General features: G+C 50.2%; 19 protein-coding genes, 1 tRNA gene, 1 other RNA gene and 1 pseudogene. 17 read left to right on the top strand and 5 right to left on the bottom strand.

The annotated features are described in order from the left end of the window. Positions 1-31 precede the first annotated feature (31 nt). Positions 32-1,582 carry an ATP-binding protein gene (locus EFBL_RS12800; protein WP_165912594.1) on the top strand — a complete coding sequence of 517 codons (1,551 nt, stop codon included), beginning with the start codon at positions 32-34 and terminating at the stop codon, positions 1,580-1,582. A gap of 88 nt (positions 1,583-1,670) precedes the next feature. Here the strand turns inward: EFBL_RS12800 and EFBL_RS21675 are convergent, their stop codons facing one another. The 3 genes from EFBL_RS21675 to EFBL_RS12785 all read right to left on the bottom strand — a co-directional run bounded on the left by EFBL_RS21675 (position 1,671) and on the right by EFBL_RS12785 (position 2,637). Then, positions 1,671-1,805, bottom strand: a complete 135-nt coding sequence (locus tag EFBL_RS21675; protein WP_269432702.1) for a thioredoxin domain-containing protein — start codon at positions 1,803-1,805, stop codon at positions 1,671-1,673. An 18-nt stretch (positions 1,806-1,823) separates the two neighbouring features. Beyond that, the gene (locus EFBL_RS12790) at positions 1,824-2,357 is read right to left on the bottom strand and encodes a peroxiredoxin (RefSeq protein ID WP_096182509.1); all 534 of its coding nucleotides are present in this window, start codon (positions 2,355-2,357) and stop codon (positions 1,824-1,826) included. Positions 2,358-2,562: 205 nt separating this feature from the next. Next, positions 2,563-2,637: transfer RNA gene (locus EFBL_RS12785), tRNA-Arg, on the bottom strand. A 226-nt stretch (positions 2,638-2,863) separates the two neighbouring features. Here EFBL_RS12785 and thiD point away from each other — a divergent pair. Beyond that, positions 2,864-3,664: a bifunctional hydroxymethylpyrimidine kinase/phosphomethylpyrimidine kinase gene (gene thiD, locus EFBL_RS12780; RefSeq protein ID WP_096182508.1), complete on the top strand. Its 801-nt coding sequence runs from the start codon at positions 2,864-2,866 to the stop codon at positions 3,662-3,664. A gap of 174 nt (positions 3,665-3,838) precedes the next feature. Here thiD and EFBL_RS12775 read toward each other — a convergent pair whose 3' ends face one another. Beyond that, positions 3,839-4,630 carry a pyrroline-5-carboxylate reductase dimerization domain-containing protein gene (locus EFBL_RS12775; RefSeq protein WP_096182507.1) on the bottom strand — a complete coding sequence of 264 codons (792 nt, stop codon included), beginning with the start codon at positions 4,628-4,630 and terminating at the stop codon, positions 3,839-3,841. Between the two features lie 102 nt (positions 4,631-4,732). Here EFBL_RS12775 and EFBL_RS12770 point away from each other — a divergent pair, with 102 nt between their 5' ends. From EFBL_RS12770 to ssrA, 15 genes are all read left to right on the top strand, one after another. Then, entirely contained in the window at positions 4,733-4,921 is a 189-nt protein-coding gene (locus EFBL_RS12770) for a YetF domain-containing protein (protein WP_096182506.1), read from the top strand. 72 nt (positions 4,922-4,993) lie between these two features. Continuing rightward, positions 4,994-6,328: an RNA polymerase factor sigma-54 gene (gene rpoN, locus EFBL_RS12765; protein WP_096182505.1), complete on the top strand. Its 1,335-nt coding sequence runs from the start codon at positions 4,994-4,996 to the stop codon at positions 6,326-6,328. A gap of 129 nt (positions 6,329-6,457) precedes the next feature. After that, the gene (locus tag EFBL_RS12760) at positions 6,458-7,495 is read left to right on the top strand and encodes a sugar-binding transcriptional regulator (RefSeq protein WP_096182504.1); all 1,038 of its coding nucleotides are present in this window, start codon (positions 6,458-6,460) and stop codon (positions 7,493-7,495) included. A gap of 45 nt (positions 7,496-7,540) precedes the next feature. Further along, positions 7,541-8,551: a type I glyceraldehyde-3-phosphate dehydrogenase gene (gap, locus tag EFBL_RS12755; RefSeq protein ID WP_096182503.1), complete on the top strand. Its 1,011-nt coding sequence runs from the start codon at positions 7,541-7,543 to the stop codon at positions 8,549-8,551. A 135-nt stretch (positions 8,552-8,686) separates the two neighbouring features. Continuing rightward, complete coding sequence (locus tag EFBL_RS12750; protein WP_096182502.1) at positions 8,687-9,868, top strand: phosphoglycerate kinase; 1,182 nt, start codon at positions 8,687-8,689, stop codon at positions 9,866-9,868. A gap of 21 nt (positions 9,869-9,889) precedes the next feature. Then, positions 9,890-10,660, top strand: a complete 771-nt coding sequence (gene tpiA, locus EFBL_RS12745; protein WP_096182501.1) for a triose-phosphate isomerase — start codon at positions 9,890-9,892, stop codon at positions 10,658-10,660. 20 nt (positions 10,661-10,680) lie between these two features. Continuing rightward, on the top strand, positions 10,681-12,219 hold the full coding sequence (gpmI, locus tag EFBL_RS12740) for a 2,3-bisphosphoglycerate-independent phosphoglycerate mutase (RefSeq protein WP_096182500.1): 1,539 nt from the start codon (positions 10,681-10,683) through the stop codon (positions 12,217-12,219). A gap of 28 nt (positions 12,220-12,247) precedes the next feature. After that, positions 12,248-13,534 carry a phosphopyruvate hydratase gene (gene eno / locus EFBL_RS12735; RefSeq protein WP_096182499.1) on the top strand — a complete coding sequence of 429 codons (1,287 nt, stop codon included), beginning with the start codon at positions 12,248-12,250 and terminating at the stop codon, positions 13,532-13,534. A 94-nt stretch (positions 13,535-13,628) separates the two neighbouring features. Further along, a complete protein-coding gene (gene secG / locus EFBL_RS12730; protein ID WP_096182498.1) occupies positions 13,629-13,865 on the top strand; it encodes a preprotein translocase subunit SecG in 237 nt (78 codons plus the stop codon). 70 nt (positions 13,866-13,935) lie between these two features. Continuing rightward, positions 13,936-14,694: an alpha/beta hydrolase gene (locus tag EFBL_RS12725; RefSeq protein ID WP_096182497.1), complete on the top strand. Its 759-nt coding sequence runs from the start codon at positions 13,936-13,938 to the stop codon at positions 14,692-14,694. Continuing rightward, on the top strand, positions 14,684-15,415 hold the full coding sequence (locus tag EFBL_RS12720) for an alpha/beta hydrolase (RefSeq protein WP_096182496.1): 732 nt from the start codon (positions 14,684-14,686) through the stop codon (positions 15,413-15,415). The genes EFBL_RS12725 and EFBL_RS12720 overlap by 11 nt, the downstream gene beginning before the upstream one ends. A gap of 66 nt (positions 15,416-15,481) precedes the next feature. After that, entirely contained in the window at positions 15,482-17,791 is a 2,310-nt protein-coding gene (gene rnr, locus EFBL_RS12715; protein WP_231705799.1) for a ribonuclease R, read from the top strand. A gap of 114 nt (positions 17,792-17,905) precedes the next feature. Beyond that, positions 17,906-19,168, top strand: a complete 1,263-nt coding sequence (locus EFBL_RS12710; protein WP_096182494.1) for a tetratricopeptide repeat protein — start codon at positions 17,906-17,908, stop codon at positions 19,166-19,168. 157 nt (positions 19,169-19,325) lie between these two features. Next, positions 19,326-19,799, top strand: a complete 474-nt coding sequence (gene smpB / locus EFBL_RS12705; RefSeq protein ID WP_096182493.1) for an SsrA-binding protein SmpB — start codon at positions 19,326-19,328, stop codon at positions 19,797-19,799. 155 nt (positions 19,800-19,954) lie between these two features. Further along, positions 19,955-20,293: a transfer-messenger RNA gene (gene ssrA / locus EFBL_RS12700) on the top strand. Positions 20,294-21,183: 890 nt separating this feature from the next. Here the strand turns inward: ssrA and EFBL_RS21325 are convergent. Beyond that, a pseudogene (locus tag EFBL_RS21325) lies at positions 21,184-21,339 on the bottom strand (IS256 family transposase); the annotation flags it as partial. Between the last annotated feature and the right edge of the window lie 1,023 nt (positions 21,340-22,362).

Here is a 22,362-nt window from a genome sequence, read left to right as displayed (position 1 = left end):
ATTGAAACTTCCGGGAGGGGGACCAAAATCATTGCAATCAAATGGAGTCGACGATTATACGCGGAAATCCGATCATACCATCAGCCGTCTGGCTTCGATCGGGCAGATTTCCGCAGGGATTGCACACGAAGTTCGGAACCCCTTGACCGCTGTAAAAGGATTCATTCAACTGTTGCAGCCGGAGAACCCCCATCCATATCTCGACGTCGCATCCTCCGAGTTGGACCGGGCGATTTCGACGCTGCAGAATCTGCTGCAGGTTTCCAAACCGGACCTGGATGACGAACCCTACATCCCAATTCATTTGTGTTCCGAATTTGAGGCGCTGCTGTATCTTTTTCAGGACAAGGTTTATCGCGTACAAATTGTCAGAAACTTCCGGGATGCGGACCAAATTATATACGGCAAACGGAATCAAATTAAGAAGGCGTTTTTTAACCTGCTAAAAAACGCGTTTGAAGCCATCCCGCACACCGGCGAGGTCCGGATTGAACACCGCAGGACGGAAGACCAGATTCATGTAACGATTCAGGATACAGGAACCGGGATACCGGAAGAAAAACTGGAGTTGCTGGGAACCCCCTTTTTTACAACAAAAGACGAAGGTACCGGCATGGGACTTGCCCAAGTCTATTCCGCCCTGTACCAGCATGGCGCAACCATTGAAGTCTGGAGTCGCGTTGGGGAAGGCACCACATTTTTAATCAAATTTTCTTTGGAATCCATGAAGGAAATCAAACTTGCGGATTTGGAACTTCAGGATGCGGAAGGCTTTAGCCTTGAGCAGTTTTTCCGCGTGAATCACAACCGGTTTGACCAAATGTTGTTGGTCGATGTTGCTCAATTTCTTGATTACGTCAAGAAAATCAAGTATTTGTCACCGGAGAATTTCCTGGACATCGTTCACCGGTTGCTGTTCGCAACATTAACACAGCAGCGGGAGGACGCCTGGTCACTGGCTGCGGAGAGAGGGGCAAATGCCGCAAAGCATGGTGTTCCGCTCGCGCTGGTCATTGATTTTTTCCTGGCCTACAGGAAACTGGTATGGGATTTTCTCTATACTTACTTTCGTCACCGCAGACTCGGCAAGGAGGAGTTTTTCCGGCTGGAGAAGGAAATCAACCACTTTACTGATCTTTTTATACAGCAGTATTTGGTGCAGTATGTAGATGCCCAGAACAAATTGATGCGGGAACAGCGGGAGATGCTGGAGGAGTTGGCCGTGACGTTGATTCCTTTAACATCTTCCGTGGCGGTGCTTCCCCTGGCAGGTACGGTGGATACCTACCGGGCGAAGAAAATTCAGGAGCGGGTCTTCAAGAAAATCAAAGACTTCAATCTGAAGATAGTCGTGGTCGATGTGTCGGGAGTAGCTTATATCGATAAGGCGGCTGTCGGACATGTCTTTCGGATCGCGGAAGGGATTGCGATTCTTGGATGCAAAGCGATCGTAACGGGAATTCGCCCTGAAATCGCCAACATTATGGTCGACATGGGGATTTCCATTTCCGGTCAGGTCGAGATCCAGAGTACGTTGCAAAAGGCGATTGAGGAATATGGATTGCACAAAACGAAAGCTTGATGAAGAAACAGCCGGTCTCCCAAGGAGGCCGGCTGAATTGTTGACAGTCACTGTTGGGCAAGGCCCAACAACTGCTCGATCTTGGGTTTCAGGTGCAGGATACCGCCCAGAAATGGACCAGCACCGGCCCATTTTTTAAACTGGCAGGGTTAAATCCTTCCGCATTCAACCACATGGTTGCCCCTTCCCAAGAAGGAAGCGGGGTGCCCAATCGCATTGGCATAGGGATGTCCTCCCGCTGTTAAAGGGTCTTCTGGCCGGGCTTCCAGTTGGCGGGGCAGAGTCCGCCCGCCTGCAGCGCTTCCAGAACACGCAGGGTTTCGTCCACGCTGCGGCCGATGTTGTTGTCATGGACAACCTGGTATTTGATGACGCCTTCCGGATCGATGATGAACAACCCGCGGAGGGCGATTCCTTCCTCCTCAATCAACACGTCATAAGCACGGGACACTTCTTTGGTAATGTCGGAAGCAAGGGGATAGGCAAGTTCGCTCAATCCGTTCTTGTCACGGGGAGTGTTAATCCACGCGCGGTGAGTGTAGACACTGTCAATGGAGACCCCGAGAATTTCGCAGTCGAGATCGAAGAATTCCTGTGCCCGGTCGCTGATGGCGGTAATTTCGGTGGGGCAGACGAAGGTGAAATCAAGCGGATAGAAGAAGAGAACCAGCCATTTGCCGGCATAATCCGCCAAGCTGACGGTGTGATCGAGTTTCTCCAGGTTCTTGGTGGTTTTCATTTTGAAATCAGGTGCTTTTTGACCAACTAACGGCATATGTACAAACCTCCTTCTAAAAATAACCCAAGAGGCGCAGGAACGATGAGGGCGCATGCTCCTGCGCTTGGGTATTGGCGTAGACACTTTCATGATATCATCATAACTAAAATGAATCAATAAAATAACTAATAATAATTCTAAATTTTTTTCGTCAAATAGAATCGAAAGAGCCACTCCAGAAACTAATGGAGTGGCTCTTTTGTGGTGCACCCGAAGAGAATCGAACTCCTACCTCAGGCTCCGGAGGCCTGCGTCCTATCCATTGGACCACGGGTGCAAACTATATGTGATTTTGCTAACGCTGATCCCTAAGCGACGTTTTTTATCATACACGATGCCAATCGTTTTTGCAACCGCCAAAATCAGGCTGAAAGCGGACGAAATTCGGCGTGAAAATGAAGCACCTGCGTGCGTCCCGTTGACCGGACCAATTTGTCGGAATTACAATGGGTAAGAAGGCATGGTCGGTCTGGAATGGAAGACCGGCTTGAGGAGGAACCGAAATGACAATCGCGAGAGCATTGACAATCGCCGGATCGGACAGCGGCGGCGGGGCAGGGATACAGGCCGATCTCAAGACCTTCACCGTCCTGGGTGTGTACGGAATGTCCGCGCTGACTGCGATCACGTCGCAAAATACCCTTGGTGTGCATGGAATCTACAATCTTCCGCTGGAAGCAATTGAGAAGCAGATCGACGCGGTGGTGACCGACATCGGAGTGGACGCGGCAAAGACGGGAATGTTGTCACAGGTGCCCATCATTGAACTGGTGGCTGCAAAAATCAGGCAACACACCATCCCCAACCTGGTGGTGGATCCGGTCATGGTGGCGAAAGGCGGGGCCCGCCTGTTGGAAGATTCGGCCCAGCAAGCACTGATCACAAAGTTGATTCCGCTGGCGAAGGTCGTGACCCCTAATCTGCCGGAAGCGGAAGTGCTGACCGGACGAGAAATTCGCAGCGTAGAAGACATGAAGGACGCTGCCAAGAGGATTCTGGATTATGGCGCTCAGACTGTAGTGGTGAAGGGCGGACATCTGGCAGGAGATGCGATCGATATTGTCTATGACGGACAAATGTTTGAAGAACTGCGTTCCGCGCGCATTGAGACACGACATACCCACGGTACCGGCTGCACATTCTCGGCAGCAATAACAGCCGAACTTGCAAAAGGGAAGAACGTTATGGACGCGGTGAAGGTGGCAAAAGAATTCATCACATGTGCCATTTCCGACTCGCTGGAATTGGGCGGCGGACACGGTCCCACCAACCATTGGGCATACGGCAGGCGGAACCAGGCATAGAACAAAAACCCCTTAAAGAATAAGTGTTTTTCAGGTATCAACTTTCACAGTTCGCCGCTTTTTCGTATAGGCGATTTTCAAGCCCTTATTCGACCTCCCGGTTCTTATGACCAAGGTTAAGACCCCGAAATAAGGGCCTGAAAGCCGCTTATTTCACACAGGAGGGTTTATCATTTACCCGTGATGGGCTTGTTTCTCTTTGGTAGCCAGCAGCACTTTGCCAAACAGAGCCTCCGTCTCGGACTTCAAGACCTGCAGCCCCACTTCCGTAATTCCTCCGGGTACGGCCACACGGTTTATGATTTGCTCCAGCCCCATTTTTTCCTCGACCAACAATTTGCCCAATCCGTAAATCATTTGGCTCACCAGATGATCCCCCGTTTCTTGGGGAATTTCGCCCAGATGCGCTGCAGCTTCGGAGAAAGATTTCAGGAGATATGCGAAGAATGCGGGGCCGCAACTTGCGAGATCGGAGCAGACCCGAAGGTGATCTTCCTTAATAATCACAGGGAAGGAGATGCTCCGGAAAATTGTTTCAATCAGTTCTTGGTCGCAGGGCGCAACCCGTGACCCGTACATGGTCAATATCACACCGGCCAAGGCTTCCTGTGTGATGGAGGGGATAATTTTAATCACTTTACAGGGAGTTAAAGATTCCAGGTGTTTCAAGGACCAGGCGGAATTGATCGAGATCAGGAATTTCTCCCTATTAAGTTGAGGATTGATTTGTTCCAATACCGGCCGGATGTCTCCTGCCTTTACGCAGAGGAAGATCAGGTTGCATGATTCTGCCAGTGTGGCAGCACTGTCCGCTTTTTGGACATTGGGATATTGACGGATGATTTCATCCAGCTTGGACATCGTCCGGGTGTAGGCTGCCAAGTCCGTGTTGGGCAAATTGGAGCGGACGAACGCCCTGACCAGCATCCCTCCCATGCTGCCCGTTCCGATAAATCCTATACGCAAGCCAGTCTCCTCCCTTCCCGGTATCTATTGCAGTGTATTCTTCAAACGGAGGGGGCATGACTAAAATTTAGAGAAAGGAAGTTCCGGAAGGGGGCACGCGGAGTGGATCGGTCAAGACCGTTGTACCTGATCGAACAGGGACATATTCAGCGTTCCAATTTGATGCGGATTGGGAGAACTGAGCCCTGGGTGCGGGAACGGTTGCAGGATTTGCAAGTTTACGACATTCGGCAGGTTAGGTATGCCCATCTGGATCAGTTTGGCACCTTGCATGTCCATATCAAGTCTTAGTGACGGGATCGGGGAACTGCGCTATTATATAAGGTACATAACGATTTGCATTCGGGGGGAGGGGTGGCCAACATGCGGATGGGATATGGACTCTGGCAGGAACAAACGCAAAAGCTTGTAATGACACCAGAATTGCGCCAGGCCATCACGGTCTTGCAGTATTCGTCGCAAGAACTTCTCGAATACCTGGAAGAAGAAGTTGCGCACAACCCGGTTATGGAATTGGAAGCGCCTGAATGGTTGCAAATCGCCAAGGAACTGAGGGACAACCGGCAGCGAAGCAACAGCCGTGATCAGCATAAGGAATTCCCTGTTGAATCGGTTGTTCGAGCCAACCAGTCGTTAGAGGAATATCTCAATCGCCAACTGAGCCTGGTCAAAGCATCCCCCAAAGAAAGACAACTGGCCGCCTTTATCATCGGGAATCTCGACTCCAATGGATATTTAACCATGAAACTGGAGGAAGTCGCGGAGATCCGGGGGTGCACCCGGGATGAAGCGGAAACAGCTCTTCGTCTGGTTCAGTCCCTGGAGCCGACTGGGGTGGGTGCGCGTTCGCTCGAAGAATGTCTATTGTTGCAAGCGTTGGAAATCCGGGGAATCAGCCCTGTGGTATTGGATATAATCGAGCATCATTTGGCTGATGTAGCCCAGGGACGTATCGGCAAGATTGCGTCTGCATTAGGGGTTACCCCCAAGGAGACCCAACAGGCGATTGACCTGATCCGGACTCTTGACCCGAAACCGGGCCGTTGGTATACGCATGAGCCGCCGACGTATATTTCCCCCGACGTGATTGTTGAGAGGGTGTCAGGCGAGTATGTGGTGGTAGTGAATGACCAGGCACTTCCTCGTTTGCACATTAATGATTTTTACAGGAAAGTGCTGGAACAGAAAGAGGACGGGATCTCCCGTGAAACCAAGGAGTACATCTCAGGCAAATTGAATTCGGCCCTCTGGCTTCTGCGAAGCATTGAACAGCGCCGGCAAACCCTGTTTAAAGTAACGGAAGCCATTGTGGACCTGCAGAAAGAATTTCTTGACCACGGAGTGCGCAAACTAAGACCGCTCACGTTAAAACAGGTGGCCGACCGGATTGGCATGCACGAATCTACCGTTTCCAGAGCCACTTCCGGTAAGTATGTGCAAACGCCGAGAGGCGTATTTGAGCTTAAATATTTCTTTACATCAGGTGTTTCGACTGAGGCAGGGGATGGTGCATCGGCGGAGAGCATCAAAGCGAAGATCAGGGCGCTGGTGGAACGGGAAGATTCCGCACAACCGTTAAGCGATCAGAAAATATGCGAACTGCTGCAGGAAGAAGGAGTTCGCATATCCCGCCGCACTGTGGCAAAATACCGGGAAGAAGCGGGCATTGCATCATCCATGCAGCGAAAACGATATTGACAATTTGTGTTGCGTTTTCCTGGTTCATCCCATAGAATAAAAGAGGTGGCATTTACTGCCGTTTTCTTTTGGGATATATGGGACGCTAAAAGTATTACCGGGACTAAATAAGTCCCAAGGAGGTCCTCTATGAAGGAACTGCTTGCAATTCAACAGAAGCTTATACCGGATCTGTTGCAAGAGATGAAAAGACGGTACCGCATTCTGCAGCAGATCAATCTGGCCCAACCAATCGGCAGACGAAGCCTTGCGCAAAGTCTTGGAACAACAGAACGGATCCTGCGTACCGAGGTTGATTTCTTGAAGGAGCAAGGGTTGATCTTTGCCGAGGCGACAGGCATGAGCTTGACGGATGCAGGCAAGCAAGTGCTGTACAGCCTGGATGAAGTGATTCGGGAAATCGAAGGGTTCAAGGATTTGGAACAACGGCTGTCCAAACTGCTCAAGGTTTCCTGTGTGATTATTGTACCCGGTGATTCGCAAACAGATCCGTTGGTCAAGCGGGAGATGGGCTATGTTGCAGGACAAGTGATCAAAGAAAGGCTGCAGGATGGTGTCATTGCCGTTACCGGGGGAACTACAGTAGCCATGATTGCCCAGATGCTGCCGAAAGTGCAATCCGGCTTCCAGATCGAAGTGCTGCCGGCCCGAGGTGGAGTCGGGGAGAACGTGGAGGTGCAGGCGAATACCATTGCGGCTTTGTTTGCCAACAAGCTTGGGGGAACCTACCGGATGCTGCATGTTCCCGATAACATCTCGGAAGAAGCTTATCACCTTTTATTGGAAGAACCCTACACCCAAGAGTACATCACCCGGATTCAGAAGACTCGGATGCTGATTCACGGGATCGGGCAAGCTATCACTATGGCAAGCCGGCGGGGTGCATCGGCGGATGTCGTTTCTCTCCTTGAGGAAAAAGGGGCAAAAGGCGAAGCGCTCGGCTATTATTTTGCAGCGGACGGACAGGTGGTCCACGCCATGAATTCCATCGGTCTGCGCATGAACGATCTTGAACGGGTTGAGACCATAATGGCGGTAGCCGGAGGAGCCGACAAGGCGGAAGCGGTGCTTGCCGTCGCCCGAGGCAGCAGGCAAGACGTTCTGGTTACCGACGAAGCTTGTGCGGAAGCCATATTAAAGATGACACGGGCAGATGATTTGACATAAAAATTTCAACTGTAATTTGATCAAAGGGATAGGGGAGGAAATCAAATGACAATTCGAGTAGGCATTAACGGTTTTGGACGAATCGGAAGAAACGTGTTTCGGGCAGCCATGGATAACCCAAATATTGAGATTCTGGCTGTCAATGATTTGACTGATGCGGAGACTCTTGCCCATCTGTTGAAATACGACAGTGTTCATGGGGTTCTGGAAGCAGAGGTGGAAGGGAAAGAAGGGTCTCTTTTTGTCAACGGCAAAGAAATCAAAGTATTGGCGGAACGGGAACCGGGGAGCCTGCCCTGGGGACATCTCGGTGTGGATATCGTGGTGGAATCCACCGGCCGTTTTACGGATAAGGCCAAAGCGGAGGCACATATCACCGGGGGTGGTGCCAAGAAAGTCATTATCTCGGCTCCGGCAAAGAACGAAGATATCACCATTGTGATGGGAGTTAACGAAGACAAGTATGATCCTGGTTCTCATCATGTAATCTCCAATGCGTCTTGCACCACCAACTGTCTGGCGCCTTTCGCCAAGGTGCTGCATGAAAAATTCGGGATCAAACACGGTTTGATGACGACAGTCCATTCCTACACGAACGACCAGCAGATTCTTGACCTTCCGCATAAAGATTTGCGCCGTGCGCGCGCTGCAGCTCTTAGCATCATACCGACCTCAACCGGAGCGGCAAAAGCTGTGGCATTAGTTCTTCCTGAACTGAAGGGCAAATTGAACGGTTTTGCAATGCGGGTTCCGACCCCGAACGTATCGGTGGTGGATCTCAATGTGGAAGTGGAGAAAGCAACTACGGTGGAAGAAGTCAACGGGGTCTTAAGAGAGGCTGCAGAAGGTTCGTTGAAGGGGATTCTCGGCTACTCGGAAAAACCGCTTGTATCAAGCGATTATAACGGCAATCCGCATTCCTCCCATATTGACGCTTTGTCCACAATGGTAATAGACGGCACCATGGTCAAGGTGGTGTCCTGGTATGACAATGAGTGGGGCTACTCCAACCGGGTGATTGACCTAATCGAATATATTGCCAGGAAGTCACTCTGACTGTTTTTTTGGGGGACGTAAATTGTCCCGGGGTGACCTGGTCGGGACAATTTACGTCCCGACCTATCTTTGGTAAAATGATACGCTGGGGAGAATGATTGATTCTCCTCTTTACATTGCATGGAGGGACCCGTCATGAACAAGAAAAGTGTCCGGGATATTGATGTACATGGCAAACGAGTATTTGTGAGAGTGGATTTTAACGTTCCCTTGGAAGACGGAAAAATCACCGACGATACACGGATTCAGGCAGCATTGCCAACCATCCGGTACCTGATCGACCAGGGAGCGAAGGTGATTCTCGCCAGCCATTTGGGACGACCCAAAGGGGAAGTCAATCCAAAGTATAGCCTGGAACCTGTGGCGGTTCGTTTATCGGAACTTCTGGGCAAGAACGTGGAAAAGACCAGTGATTCCATCGGGCCGCAAGTGATGGAGCGCATTGCGCTGATGGAAAACGGGGATGTACTTTTGTTGGAGAACGTCCGCTTCCATAAGGGAGAGGAAAAAAACGACCCTGAACTCTCCCGCCGGTTTGCGGAACTTGCGGACATCTACGTGAATGACGCTTTTGGCACAGCGCACAGGGCCCATTCGTCCACGGCGGGCATAGCTGCCTATCTTCCGGCGGTAGCCGGCTTTCTGATGGAAAAGGAAATTTCCGTCATGGGCAATGCGCTGTCCAATCCTGAGCGGCCTTTTACCGCGATCATTGGCGGGGCTAAAGTCAGCGACAAGATTTCAGTGATCGAAAACCTGTTGGATAAAGTGGATCGTTTACTGATCGGTGGTGGCATGGCGAACACCTTCTTGGCAGGGCTTGGCCATCGGCTGGGCAAATCCCTGGTTGAGTCCGACAAGCTGCAAATAGCGAAAGAATTGGTGGAAAGGGCAAAGAATACAGGGGTCGCTTTGCTGCTTCCCGTTGACCTCGTCGTTGCCACCGGGTTTTCGGCCGATGCGGAACATAAAGCGGTTGGTTTGGATGAAGTCCCCGCAGACTGGATGGCTCTGGATATCGGACCGAAAACCATCGCCAGCTACCGGGAAGCGATCCGTTCCTCCAAGACGGTAATTTGGAACGGGCCCATGGGTGTATTCGAATTCGACGCCTTTGCCAAAGGAACCAACGAAGTGGCCAGGGCAGTGGCTGAAGTGGACGGCACAACCATTGTGGGAGGCGGAGATTCGGTTGCTGCTGTCGAGAAGAGCGGTTTGGCTGACTCCATGACCCATATCTCCACAGGCGGCGGAGCGTCGCTTGAATTTCTGGAGGGCAAAGTGCTGCCGGGTGTAGCCGTCTTGCATGACAAGTAAATCAAGGGAAGGAGCCATAACATGTCGCGCACTCCCATCATCGCGGGAAACTGGAAGATGTTCAAGACAATCGCCGAGGCAAAAGAGTTTGCTATGGTCGTTACGAATGAATTGCAAGGAGTAACCGGTGCGGACATGGTTGTCTGTGCGCCTTTTACTGCACTGGCTGCTCTAAGGGATGCATTGACAGGCAGCAACCTGCTGCTGGGGGCGCAAAACGTACACTTCGCAGAAGAGGGGGCTTATACGGGGGAAATCTCCCCCCGCATGCTGACCGAACTCGGAGTCCGGTATGTAATCATTGGTCACTCGGAGCGCCGGGCCTATTTTAACGAAACGGATGAAACGGTCAACAAGAAGGTTCATGCATCTCTGAAGCATTCCCTGATTCCCATTATTTGTGTCGGGGAAGACCTGGACCAGCGGGAGGCAGGCCAAACCTTCACCATCGTGGAGGAACAGACACGGGCTGCCATCGCGGGAGTTGCTGCAAATCAAGCAGCCGAATTGGTCATTGCCTATGAACCGATTTGGGCAATTGGCACCGGAAAATCCTCCACTGCCCAGGATGCAAACGAAGTGATTGGACACATCCGCAAAACTTTGGCTCATATTCTTGATCAGGAAACCGCCAATCGGATTCGCATTCAGTACGGTGGGTCCGTGAAACCGGACAATATCGGCGAGTTCCTTGCACAAACGGAAATTGACGGAGCCTTGGTGGGTGGAGCCAGTTTGGTGCCGGATTCCTATGTGGGACTGGTACGGGGAGCCGTAACCAAAGAGAAATAGAACTTTAAGGAGGGAGCCGGATGACAAGACCAAAACCAGTAGCGTTGATTATTCTGGACGGGTTCGGATTGCGCGAACAGACAGAGGGGAACGCAGTCGCCCTTGCGAAAAAACCGAATTTCGACCGGTATTGGGGAACCTATCCCCATACGCAATTGAATGCATCCGGTGAAGCTGTAGGCTTGCCCGAAGGCCAAATGGGCAATTCAGAAGTGGGACATCTGAATATCGGGGCAGGGCGGATTGTTTACCAGGACCTGACCAGAATCAGCAAATCGATCCGGGAAGGCGAATTTTTCGACAATCCGGTGTTTCTGAACGCCATCCGCCATGTAAAGGAGAACGGAACCGATCTGCACCTGTATGGCCTGGTCTCCGATGGCGGAGTCCACAGCCATATCCAGCATCTGTTTGCTTTGTTAGAGTTATGTAAACAACAGAAACTGGACAGGGTGTATGTCCATGCATTTCTGGATGGCCGAGACGTGATGCCGCATACAGCTGTCAACTACATACGTGATTTGCAATACAAGATGGAGGATCTCGGTGTAGGAAAACTGGCTACAGTGCAGGGCCGTTATTACGCCATGGACCGGGACAAACGCTGGGAAAGAACGGAGAAGGCCTACCGGGCTATGGTATACGGGGAAGGGCCGCAATACACGGACCCGATCCTCGCGCTGAAGGAAAGTTACGAAAAGTCGGTAACGGACGAGTTTGTGATGCCCACTGTCATCGTAAATCCGGACGGCACACCCGTCGGGCGGATTAAGGACCGGGATGCGATTATCATGTTCAATTTCCGGCCAGACCGGGCCATTCAGATTTCACAGGCATTCACCAACCAGGACTTCCGGGGGTTCGACCGGGGACCCAAATGTCCCAAAGACTTGTATTATGTCTGCCTGACTCACTTTTCAGAAACGGTGGACGGTTACGTGGCCTATAAACCCACAAATCTGGACAATACGATGGGCGAGGTGCTCACCCAGCACGGTTTGAAACAATTGCGGATTGCGGAAACCGAGAAATTTCCGCATGTCACTTCCTTTTTCTCGGGGGGACGGGAAGAGCGGTTCGAAGGGGAAGAGAGGATTCTGATTCCCTCTCCGAAAGTGGCCACCTATGATCTGAAGCCGGAGATGAGCGCCTATGAAGTGACGGATGCGGTTACCAAAGAGATTGAGGCAGACAAGTTTGACGCTATTATCCTAAACTATGCCAATCCGGACATGGTGGGGCATACAGGTGATTTGGCAGCAGCCATTAAAGCGGTGGAGGCAGTGGACGAATGTCTGGGCCGGGTCGTAGACAAAGTGCTGGAAAAAGGCGGGGTGGCCATGATCATCGCAGACCATGGCAATGCGGACATTATGATTGATGAAGTTACGGGCAAACCCTGGACCGCCCATACGACTCAACCGGTGCCCTGTATTGTGACTCGAAAGGGGATCCGGTTGCGAGATGGAGGAATTCTGGCGGATGTGTCGCCGACACTTCTGACTTTGCTTGAATTGCCGCAACCTGCGGAGATGACAGGGAAAACATTGATTGTGTAAAAATTTTTATGTAAAGGATGAGCAGGCAATGAGTATCATTTATGACGTTCGTGCCAGAGAAGTATTGGATTCCCGTGGGAATCCGACGGTGGAAGTGGAAGTGGAACTGGAGAGCGGTTCTATCGGCCGTGCAATTGTTCCCTCCGGTGCATCGACAGGCGCCTACGAGGCGGTTGAGCTTAGAGACGGAGACAAAGGCCGTTACCTTGGCAAAGGGGTATTGCAAGCGGTTGATAATGTCAACGACGTTATTGGACCGGAGATAGTGGGAATGGATGCGTTGGATCAGGTGGGCATCGATAAACTGATGATTGACCTGGACGGAACTCCGAACAAAGGGAAGTTGGGTGCCAACGCCATCCTCGGCGTATCCATGGCTGTCGCTCACGCGGCGGCCGATTTCCTGGGGCTGCCTCTTTATGTATACCTTGGCGGATTTAATGCCAGAACCTTGCCCGTTCCCATGATGAATATTTTGAACGGTGGCGCTCATGCGGATAACAACGTGGACATCCAGGAGTTTATGGTGATGCCTGTGGGAGCGGAAAGCTTCAGGGAAGCGCTGCGGATTGGGGCTGAAGTTTTCCATTCTCTGAAAGCGGTCCTTAAAGAACAGGGGTTGAATACGGCTGTAGGTGACGAAGGCGGTTTCGCCCCCAACCTTAAGTCCAATGAAGAAGCGTTGAAAGTGATCATGACCGCCATTGAGCGTGCGGGCTACAAACCTGGCGAACAAGTGTTCCTTGCCCTGGATGTGGCTTCCACCGAAATGTACAAGGATGGCAAATATCATCTGGAAGGCGAGGGGGTAACCAGGACTTCCGAAGAAATGGTTGCCTGGTACGAAGAGTTGACCGGCAAATACCCGATCATCTCAATCGAAGACGGACTGTCGGAAGACGATTGGGGCGGCTGGAAAATCATGACCCAACGACTGGGTTCCAGAGTGCAGCTGGTGGGCGATGACCTGTTTGTGACCAACACCGAACGTCTTGCGAAGGGAATTGAATCGGGCGTGGGCAATTCCATTCTGGTAAAGGTCAACCAGATTGGCACCCTGACCGAGACTTTCGAAGCAATTGAAATGGCCAAACGGGCAGGCTACACAGCTGTAATTTCCCACCGCTCCGGCGAGACGGAAGATGTGACCATAGCCGACATTGCCGTTGCCACCAACGCCGGTCAGATCAAAACGGGAGCCCCGTCCCGGACAGACCGCGTGGCGAAGTACAACCAACTGCTGCGGATTGAAGACATGCTGGATTACACCAGCCAGTACGGTGGGCAAAAAGCGTTCTACAATATCAAGCGATAAGCGACAACAGGTTGCCGCCTGAAGCTGCCTATGCTACAATAAAACGGCATCAAATTTCTCGTTCGTTCACGGACCCGTTCCGGGAGGTGGAAGCATGGTTACATTTGCAAAAATTTTACTGGTGATTTTCAGCGTACTCCTGATTATCACCGTGCTGCTGCAGTCCGGCAGAAGTGCGGGCCTGTCTGGCGCCATCACCGGCGGTGCGGAGCAAATGATGGGGCGCAAAGCTCGCGGGATGGATGCGGTTTTTGCAAAGATCACCGCTGGATTGGCGATCGGTTTTATCCTTTTGTCCGTCTGGGTAGCATGGCTTGTCACAAACCAGTAAACCATATCATATGAAGAAATCTACCCCGCAGGTAATGGCGGGGTTTTCCTTTCTTTCGGGGTGATTGCTGATGTCATGTTGCTTGATCCTCCATGGTTTTACAGGTTCGTCGCATGAAGTGGAGCCTCTGGCCAATTACTTGCGGTCACTCGGTCATGAAGTGCATACTCCAACACTGGCCGGCCATGGCGGGACCCGGAAGGATATGAAGCAATTCGGCTGGCAGGATTGGGTGCAGAGTGCCGAGGAGGTACTGTTGAGGCTGTTAAGTCAGGGAAAGCGGGTCCATGTCATGGGGTTTTCCATGGGCGGTTTAATCGCCGCTCATTTGGCGGCCAAGTATCCTGTGAGATCTCTTACGATGCTGTCTTCGCCCATTTACTATGTCAATCGGCGGCAGCTTGTCCGAACCGTTGCCGAAGCGGTTCAACACCGGGTAAAGGCATTCCGGGACAATCCGCGAATATTTCGAGGCAAAGCGCACGAGGACGGGGGCGACCCGGGCGCAAAAGATATCCAGCGCTACGCCATGCGGATCCGGATTACTCCGCTAAAAGCCATCCTGAACTTTCAGAAGCTGGTTCGGGCATTGAAGCCCGACCTGAAGCGGGTTGAGGTTCCCACGATGATTATCCAGGGGGAAAAGGAGGATCTTGTACAGACAAGAAGTGCCTGGTACATCTACAATGCCGTCCGGTCCAAGGAGAAAAAGATTCATTTTTTGGGGGATTCGAGGCATATGATCTGTCTGGGTCGCGATCAGGCGGAAGTTTGCCGGCTGGTGGCCGATTTTATAACGGGTCATGGGGGGAAAGACGATGAATCTTAAACGACCGGAACCGTTTGAATTCAATGGTGGAAAAACGGGTGTGCTGTTGATTCACGGCTTTACGGGCACACCGTCTGAACTGCGTCCACTGGGAGAATACCTGGCAGAAAGGGGGTTTACGGTGAAAGCCCCTCTCTTGGCCGGTCATGGAACAACACCGGAACATATGATGAAAACAGGTATGAAGGACTGGATCAAATCGGCCGGAGATGCCTATTTTGACCTCAAGAAGCAGTGTAAAGACGTGTTTGTTGCAGGCCTTTCCATGGGTGGGTCCTTGTCGCTTCATTTGGCAGCAAGGCTGCCGGTCAGAGGGGTTATCCCCATGTGTGCCCCCATCTTTCTTGCAGATCGAAGGGCCCGGTTCACCCGCTGGTTGACTCCGTTCATTAAGACAACCAGAAACAAGGCACCCTATCCGGAACACATTGAACCTTATATGGCGGGTTATACTGTGACACCTGTCAAGTGTGTGCCCGAACTGCTGAAATTGATCCGTATGGTTCGGAAAGAGTTGGATCAGGTTCGTGCCCCCGCCCTGATCATGCAGGCGGAACAGGATTTGACTGTTCGACCCGAAAGTGCCCAATATATATACCGTCACATTGGTTCTGCCAAGAAGCAGTTCAAACAATATCCCAATTCCGGGCATATCCTGATTGTCGACCATGACAGGGAACAGGTATTTGCGGATATAGAAGCGTTTTTAAAGGAAAACTAAAGATTCAGGGACAGCAACAGTTCCGGAAGGAGGTGCGGGATTTTGGAGCAGAGAATCGTGGAAATCATGAAGGAAAAGCTGTACAAACCAATGAATGTCATGGAATTGAAAGAAGCATTGGGCGTTCGGGAAGGAGACGAACTGGAATCACTGGTTTTGCTGCTTAACCGCATGGAGGATGAAGGGATTGTGGTTCGTACCCGCACACACCGGTATGGACTGCCTTCAAAAATGAACCTAGTGGTCGGACGGTTGCAGGGCAAAGCCAAAGGGTTTGGATTTGTAATCCCAACAGATCCGGAAGAAATCGCAAACGGAGATGTCTATGTCAATGCAGGCGATATGAACGGCGCCATGCACGGGGATAAAGTCATTGCAAGGGTACATACGAAAGCGGGGGCCAATGGCCGGAGGGAAGGCGCCATCATCCGGATTCTGGAACGGGTTCATAAAACGGTAGTGGGCACATTTGTCTCCCACCAGCATTACGCATTTGTTATCCCCGACGATCCTCGTTTGGGGATTGAACTGTTTGTGCAGGAAGCGCAATTCAACGGAGCTGCTGACGGCATGAAGGTGGTAGCCGAAATCACCCATTACCCTGAAGGCTGGAAATCCATTGAGGGAAAAGTAATTGAGGTTCTTGGCTATCCGGATGAACCGGGTGTGGATATTCTGGCGGTGATCCGCAAGCATGGGTTGCCGGAAGCCTTTCCGGAGGAAGTGCTGCAAGCGGCAGAACGAGTTCCCGAAACTATTGGCGAAGAGGATTTAAAAGGTCGCCGCGATTTGCGAAACCGCCGGATGGTCACCATTGACGGGGAAGATGCGAAGGACCTGGATGATGCCGTGTCGGTGGAGCGGTTGGCCAACGGAAATATACTGCTTGGCGTTCACATTGCGGACGTTAGCTATTACGTGCGTGAGAATTCTCCACTGGACAAGGAAGCGCTAAACCGGGGGACTTCTGTTTATTTGGTGGACCGTGTAATTCCGATGCTTCCGCACCGTTTGTCCAACGGGATTTGTTCCTTGAATCCGAAAGTGGACAGATTGACCCTGACCTGTGACATGGAATGGACACCGGATGCCGAGTTGGTGCGTCATGATATTTATCCCAGCGTCATCAAGACCAATGAGCGAATGACCTATACAAACGTTCGCAAGATTCTGGTGGAGAAAGACCCGGAACTGATGGAACGGTACAAGGATCTGGTACCGGATTTTCAATTGATGGAAGAACTTGCGATGAAACTGCTTGAAAGGCGGATGCGTCGGGGAGCTATTGATTTTGACTTTGTCGAGACCAAGATAGTTGTAGACAGAGAGGGCAAACCTGTTGAGATCAAGAAGCGGGAACGTTCCATAGCGGAGCAAATCATTGAAGAGTTCATGCTGGCTGCCAATGAAACGGTCTCAGAACATTTCCACTGGATGAATGTTCCATTCCTATACCGGATTCACGAGGAGCCGGACGGAGACAGAATCGACGAGTTTAATGAATTTATCTACAACTTTGGCTATTCTGTGAAGGGGGTCGGCAACAAAGTCCATCCGCGCGCCTTGCAGAAGCTTCTGGAAGAAGTAAAGGACAAGCCGGAAGAAAGGATCATTTCCACTGTCATGCTGCGTTCCATGAAGCAGGCAAAATACTCTCACGAACCTTTGGGCCACTTCGGGCTTGCAGCCGAATATTACAGTCATTTCACTTCACCGATACGCAGATATCCCGATCTTGTGATTCACCGAATCATTCGGGAGACTTTTGAAAACGGCGGGCTGCTGTCACAGGACCGAACCGAATATTTGCGTTCCCGATTGCCGGAAATCGCTCAGTATGCATCGGAACGGGAACGACTGGCAGTGGATGCGGAACGGGAAACGGATCTGGTCAAGAAAGTGGAGTTTATGGAAAACAAGGTCGGGGAGGAATATGAAGGGCATATCTCCGGTATCACCACTTTTGGAATTTTTGTCGAGTTGGACAACTCTATTGAAGGTCTGGTTCACATCTCTTATTTGGAAGATGACTACTACCATCATGATGAAAAGCGTTATGCGTTGATCGGAGAACGGACAGGCAGAACCTTCCGGATTGGAGACCGGGTCAAAGTAAGGGTGGAAGCGGTCAACAAAGAGAACCGGACCATTGATTTCCGAATGCTGGAAGGCGGTCAATACGTTGGGATAGGCGGAGGAAAACGGAAAGAAAAAACAGGTGACCGAAGGCGGGAAAAGGTGGTTGTGGCGGAACGGGCTGCAAAGTCGAAGGGCCGGAAGGGCATTCGCAGGGATAAGACAGGTTCAGCAGACAGACAGAAAAAGCAAGGATTGAAGGTGGTGGCCAAAAAAGCCGCAAAGAGAAAAAAGAAATAAGCGGGACATATAAAGACCCGGGTACGGGTCTTTTATTAATAAATTGTAAAAATTCGTCTGTTATGTTAGCTTATATATTAGAGAATTCAGAAGTACTAAAGAGGAGGCACCCAAATGATTGCATTAGGTGATAAAATTCAACGCCTTCGTGTCTGGAGAGGCCTTACGCAAACGGAACTGGCTTCCGGATTGGTTACACCGAGCATGATTTCCCAGATTGAGGGCAACAAAGCAAATCCTTCAACCGAACTATTGCTGCAAATTATCAAGCGACTGGGGGTTTCTGTCGAGACCTTTTTCAAGGATGTCTATTTCGATCTGGGCGGTAGGGCCATGTACCGGTTTGCCCTGGATCTGATGGAACACGAACAATATGGTGCGGCTTTTCAATTTCTCAAACAATTGGAGGACCGGCCAAGCGTAGTTGAGTCCAACGAGCTGAAATACCAGACTGCCATATGTCTTCAGAATACCGGAAAGATAAAGGAGGCAATCGACCGGTTAGACGAAATTCTTTTGGTGGTTCAGGTGGAGGGAGACCGGGAATTTCATGCCAAAATCCTGAATCAACTGGCGGAAAGCTATTACAAACTGCATAATTTGAGTCTTGCCCACTTTTACTCGGAGAAAGCCAATTCCATCTTCGACACGCTGCCTGAAGCCGACAAGTATGCCAAAGCAAGGGCAAAAAGCATCATGGGCGTTGTGTCTTCCAAACTGGGAGAATACAACAAATCGTTGGGGTTGTATCAAGCAGCCTACGAACTGTATTTCCCCGATTACCCGGCACGTGCAGCCACCATGCTGATGAATATGGGGATTCAATACAAAAACCTCGGACAATATGAAAAAGCTGAGGAATATTATTTAAAATCAATGGATATGTTCAGGAATCTTCCTTTAGAAAAAAACAGTATTCTTGTCAAACATAATTATGGTGTATTAGTAGGCTTGACAGGAAAGTATGAAAAAGCACTTGATCTTCTAAAAGAGTGCTTGGTTGAGTTCAAAGAACATAAATTCTTGGATATGTTGCCAAGTGTACTCGAGGAGATGGCAATAGTTGAACTGAACAGAGGAAATCTGACGGAAGCCAAAGCATACGCTTTGCAAGGAATTGAAAGCGCAAACGGAGATCACTATACAATTCCTTATTTGAAAAAAGTGTTGGCCCAAATCTGCTACAAAAACGGGCAAATCAAAGAAGCGGTTAACTATTTGGAAGAAGCGATTCCGCTTTTCCAGAAATATTCCCGAATTGGAGACCTTATCAAGACGCTTCCTTTTCTCAGCAAATGCTACCAAGAACTTGGCAATGTCGAGAGGGCGGTAACGGTCTTGGAGAATTCCAAGATGTATGCCAAAAAACTCTTTTGAGACAGGGATTTGTCATGACCCCGCCATACCGGCGGGTTTTTTTAAATATGTTGTACATTGGGAAGCCTTGTATTAACAGGGGGAAGCCTTGTATTGACTTGACTTTCCGCTCTTGTTATAGTAATTGGTACGGTTGTGGCAAGGAGGTGAGCTTGCAATGGCGAAGAAGGATGAGGGTCCGAAAGCATTGGCCCAAAACAGGAAAGCGTCTCACGACTATTTCGTTGAAGATACTTTTGAGGCTGGCATCGTCCTGACAGGGACTGAGATCAAGTCGGTCCGCCAGGGCAAGGCGAACCTTCAGGACAGCTTTGCCCGGATTTCCAACGGTGAGGCATGGCTGATCAACATGCATATTTCCCCTTTTGAGCAGGGAAACCGTTTCAACGTCGACCCCACACGTACCCGCAAACTGCTCCTGCACAAGTCGGAGATAATGAAACTGTTGGGGCAGACAAAAGAAAAAGGGTACTCGCTGATTCCGCTCAAGCTGTATGTCCGTAACGGATATTGCAAGGTGTTGCTTGGGCTTGCCAAAGGCAAGAAGAACTATGACAAGCGGGAGTCGATTGCAAAGCGGGATGCCCAGCGAGATATGCAGCGGGCATTGCGCGAAAAGCAGAAATACTAGGCAATGGAGAGACAAACTGCCATCGCTTTTGTGTGGGTTTTATGGTAAACTAAAATTTGCTCACTGATCTTATGGTTTTTCGGGTCTCCAATGAAGTACTCGGAATTACTTTGGAGGTTTCTAGTCACTTCGTTGGGCCCTTATATGGGGGCGTTTTTGGATTCGACGGGGATTGTTCGAGCATGAGTAGCGGGTCGTGGGGCTGCGGACACGTTAATAACGCGGGCGTAAATATAAACGCAAACAAAAACAACAACCTCGCTCTCGCTGCTTAATTGCAGCTAGGCCGTTCTGTTCGCTATCTCCGGTGTAGCGGGCGGGACGTCATCCAAGCCGGATAGTCTGGACATATCGGTCTGTGTATGCCAGGCGAAACTCAGCAGACTAGCTGATCACCAGCCTGTCCCTCGGCGGGTGTGAGGCGAAACTTTAAGTAGAGCGGACTGCACCCGGAGAAGCTTATGTGGCGAGGTCTTCGGACAGGGGTTCGATTGGAAAAACCGAATTTCGGGTATCTGGTCGCCTTGTGTGGTGACACACAAGTGAAAACTTGGCTTAATCGGTGAAGCCTACGTTTGTGGACGCCGCTCAGCGTCCTGAATAAGGTAATACCGAGCGGTATGTGGAGCAATCCAACAGCCGTGTATCGACTCATAGGCTGCCTTGAAAATCCAAGTGAATTGGAGAAGGCAGTACTAGGATGCGGAATTCTGACCCGTCGATCGAGTCACAAATTATGTTCCGCATAAGACGCCAAGGGACTTGGAACGGTGAAAAAATCGGCCAAGTTCAAGATATAGTCAGTGCCAATGCGAAAGCATGGAACAACATGTCCCCTCGCCTCCACCAAACCTATCAGAAAAGAGACCGTGTTAGGTCTCTTTTTTGCGTTTTCGAAGGTTGGCTAGTGCACGCACTCCTGATTCGGATCAATGGTCACAAGATATATCCATTGCAGAAAAACTGTTAATTTACTCACACGCCCCGGCATGCAATGCACAATTCATTTCATCGTTCAATGAAGACGGACTGCATGACGTACATATTTTGAACTGGGGATGTTACCGTGATTTGTTGCCGGAAGTATCGGGAAGCCGATGGACATCGAAATATGACGATATGCCGACCTATGAGATTTACAATTTATCAAACTCCCGCAGGTTACGAAAGAAGTTGTAGAGAGGGTATGGAATATGCATCATCCGGGGCAACAGTATTTGGCTAATGCACGCGAAGTCTTGTTGCAGGCAAGCTGATGTTACAAGGCTTTAAAGTGAGCAGACCGTTGTCTGGTGCCAGTAGATATAATCTTGTTGCGGAAAAGGATTCTTTCTTTTCACGAGCCCATTCCATCATCGGTATTGCTGCGTCTAATACTGAGGCCGCTGCCGGAATTATCACCTTCCGAACTGTGCTTCTCATAGCCTAAATGGTGGTCCATTTCGGCCTCAAATACCTGTTGAAGCGTGTCCTTGAATAGGCTTTTAAGAGCCTCATGGACATCCTCAACAGTCCGGCAATCTCTGGCTAAATCCTGAATAAGCTTCTCTCTGGCATTTTACATAAATGGTCATCTCCTTATATCTGGTAAGTTTAACCATTTACACAAAAGTTTTTACGGTCTCAGGAAGAAAGGCTCCGTATAACCTCGGATATATCTTTCTTCAATTTTTCGTATCCTGTGTACCTTGTCTGAGTGAAGTTTGATATAAATTTTTGGGAGCCTGATTGCACCAAACTTATACTCCTGGTTGTAAAATAACTGATTATGAAACCTTTATTTCACGATCTGATGGCAGGATTTTTGATATAGCGAATTCACATGTACTTATTGGGATATATTAATTTCTTCTCGGAAATCAAGGGGTTGAATTAGAGCCTCAAAAGTCGCTATTTCTAAAATCACTACCCAAAAATGTTACAATTAGTACCAAATAGTCCGCTATTTTTCAGGGACGAGTCATTATAGCAGGCGAGCCAATCACTGCACACCAAACCCATCCTCACAACAACCGCCACTCATAAACTGGGGTCAAACTGTACCTGGAACGGGGTCAAAACCGGCAATCGATGTCAAATAAGTGTGTCGCCTTTGGCGGCTTTTTTCGGCAAAATGTTGACGGCCATTGTGAAGCGTCTCAAGATGATGTACGGATCGGCTTCCTGAGAGTGAGCAGATTTACCTCCGGTGGACACAACAACCGGAACGGCAAATGGGACATCCCAAGTCCCCGGCTGGTATATACAAGGCAGTGGGGGCCCGGTTCAGTCCCGTGTGATATTTCCTTCCCATACGAGGGAATAATGTCGGACCAACAATTGGAATGCATACTTGTCCACCGTGGGAATGACCTGATATTTGCAGGGAGATTCTGTGTTCCGGTCTTACCGAATCGGCATAATCGGGCTCGTGGGCGATCAGGATGTGACAGACTGGGAGCCGCCAACAATCCCTCGTTCATCAACAGCTGTGTTTGTCAATCAAAAAGTTGACCACTTTGCTAAACAAAAAGTTGACCACCCACAAATGGAAAAATAGTAGGGTCGACAGAGTTCCATGTCG

Source organism: Effusibacillus lacus, assembly GCF_002335525.1.
GTDB lineage: Bacteria > Bacillota > Bacilli > Tumebacillales > Effusibacillaceae > Effusibacillus > Effusibacillus lacus.
This window is presented reverse-complemented; position numbering and strand designations above follow the sequence as displayed.

Excerpts from the sequence above, each read along its gene's own strand:
- rnr (WP_231705799.1), top strand. The coding sequence starts at position 15,482 with ATGAAGGAAAAGCTGTACAAACCAATGAATGTCATGGAATTGAAAGAA.
- EFBL_RS12790 (WP_096182509.1), bottom strand. The coding sequence starts at position 2,357 with ATGCCGTTAGTTGGTCAAAAAGCACCTGATTTCAAAATGAAAACCACC.
- smpB (WP_096182493.1), top strand. The coding sequence starts at position 19,326 with ATGGCGAAGAAGGATGAGGGTCCGAAAGCATTGGCCCAAAACAGGAAA.
- secG (WP_096182498.1), top strand. The coding sequence starts at position 13,629 with ATGGTTACATTTGCAAAAATTTTACTGGTGATTTTCAGCGTACTCCTG.
- EFBL_RS12725 (WP_096182497.1), top strand. The coding sequence starts at position 13,936 with ATGTCATGTTGCTTGATCCTCCATGGTTTTACAGGTTCGTCGCATGAA.
- gap (WP_096182503.1), top strand. The coding sequence starts at position 7,541 with ATGACAATTCGAGTAGGCATTAACGGTTTTGGACGAATCGGAAGAAAC.
- gpmI (WP_096182500.1), top strand. The coding sequence starts at position 10,681 with ATGACAAGACCAAAACCAGTAGCGTTGATTATTCTGGACGGGTTCGGA.
- EFBL_RS12710 (WP_096182494.1), top strand. The coding sequence starts at position 17,906 with ATGATTGCATTAGGTGATAAAATTCAACGCCTTCGTGTCTGGAGAGGC.
- EFBL_RS21675 (WP_269432702.1), bottom strand. The coding sequence starts at position 1,805 with ATGCCAATGCGATTGGGCACCCCGCTTCCTTCTTGGGAAGGGGCAACC.
- rpoN (WP_096182505.1), top strand. The coding sequence starts at position 4,994 with ATGCGGATGGGATATGGACTCTGGCAGGAACAAACGCAAAAGCTTGTA.
- EFBL_RS12750 (WP_096182502.1), top strand. The coding sequence starts at position 8,687 with ATGAACAAGAAAAGTGTCCGGGATATTGATGTACATGGCAAACGAGTA.
- EFBL_RS12720 (WP_096182496.1), top strand. The coding sequence starts at position 14,684 with ATGAATCTTAAACGACCGGAACCGTTTGAATTCAATGGTGGAAAAACG.
- thiD (WP_096182508.1), top strand. The coding sequence starts at position 2,864 with ATGACAATCGCGAGAGCATTGACAATCGCCGGATCGGACAGCGGCGGC.
- EFBL_RS12760 (WP_096182504.1), top strand. The coding sequence starts at position 6,458 with ATGAAGGAACTGCTTGCAATTCAACAGAAGCTTATACCGGATCTGTTG.
- eno (WP_096182499.1), top strand. The coding sequence starts at position 12,248 with ATGAGTATCATTTATGACGTTCGTGCCAGAGAAGTATTGGATTCCCGT.
- tpiA (WP_096182501.1), top strand. The coding sequence starts at position 9,890 with ATGTCGCGCACTCCCATCATCGCGGGAAACTGGAAGATGTTCAAGACA.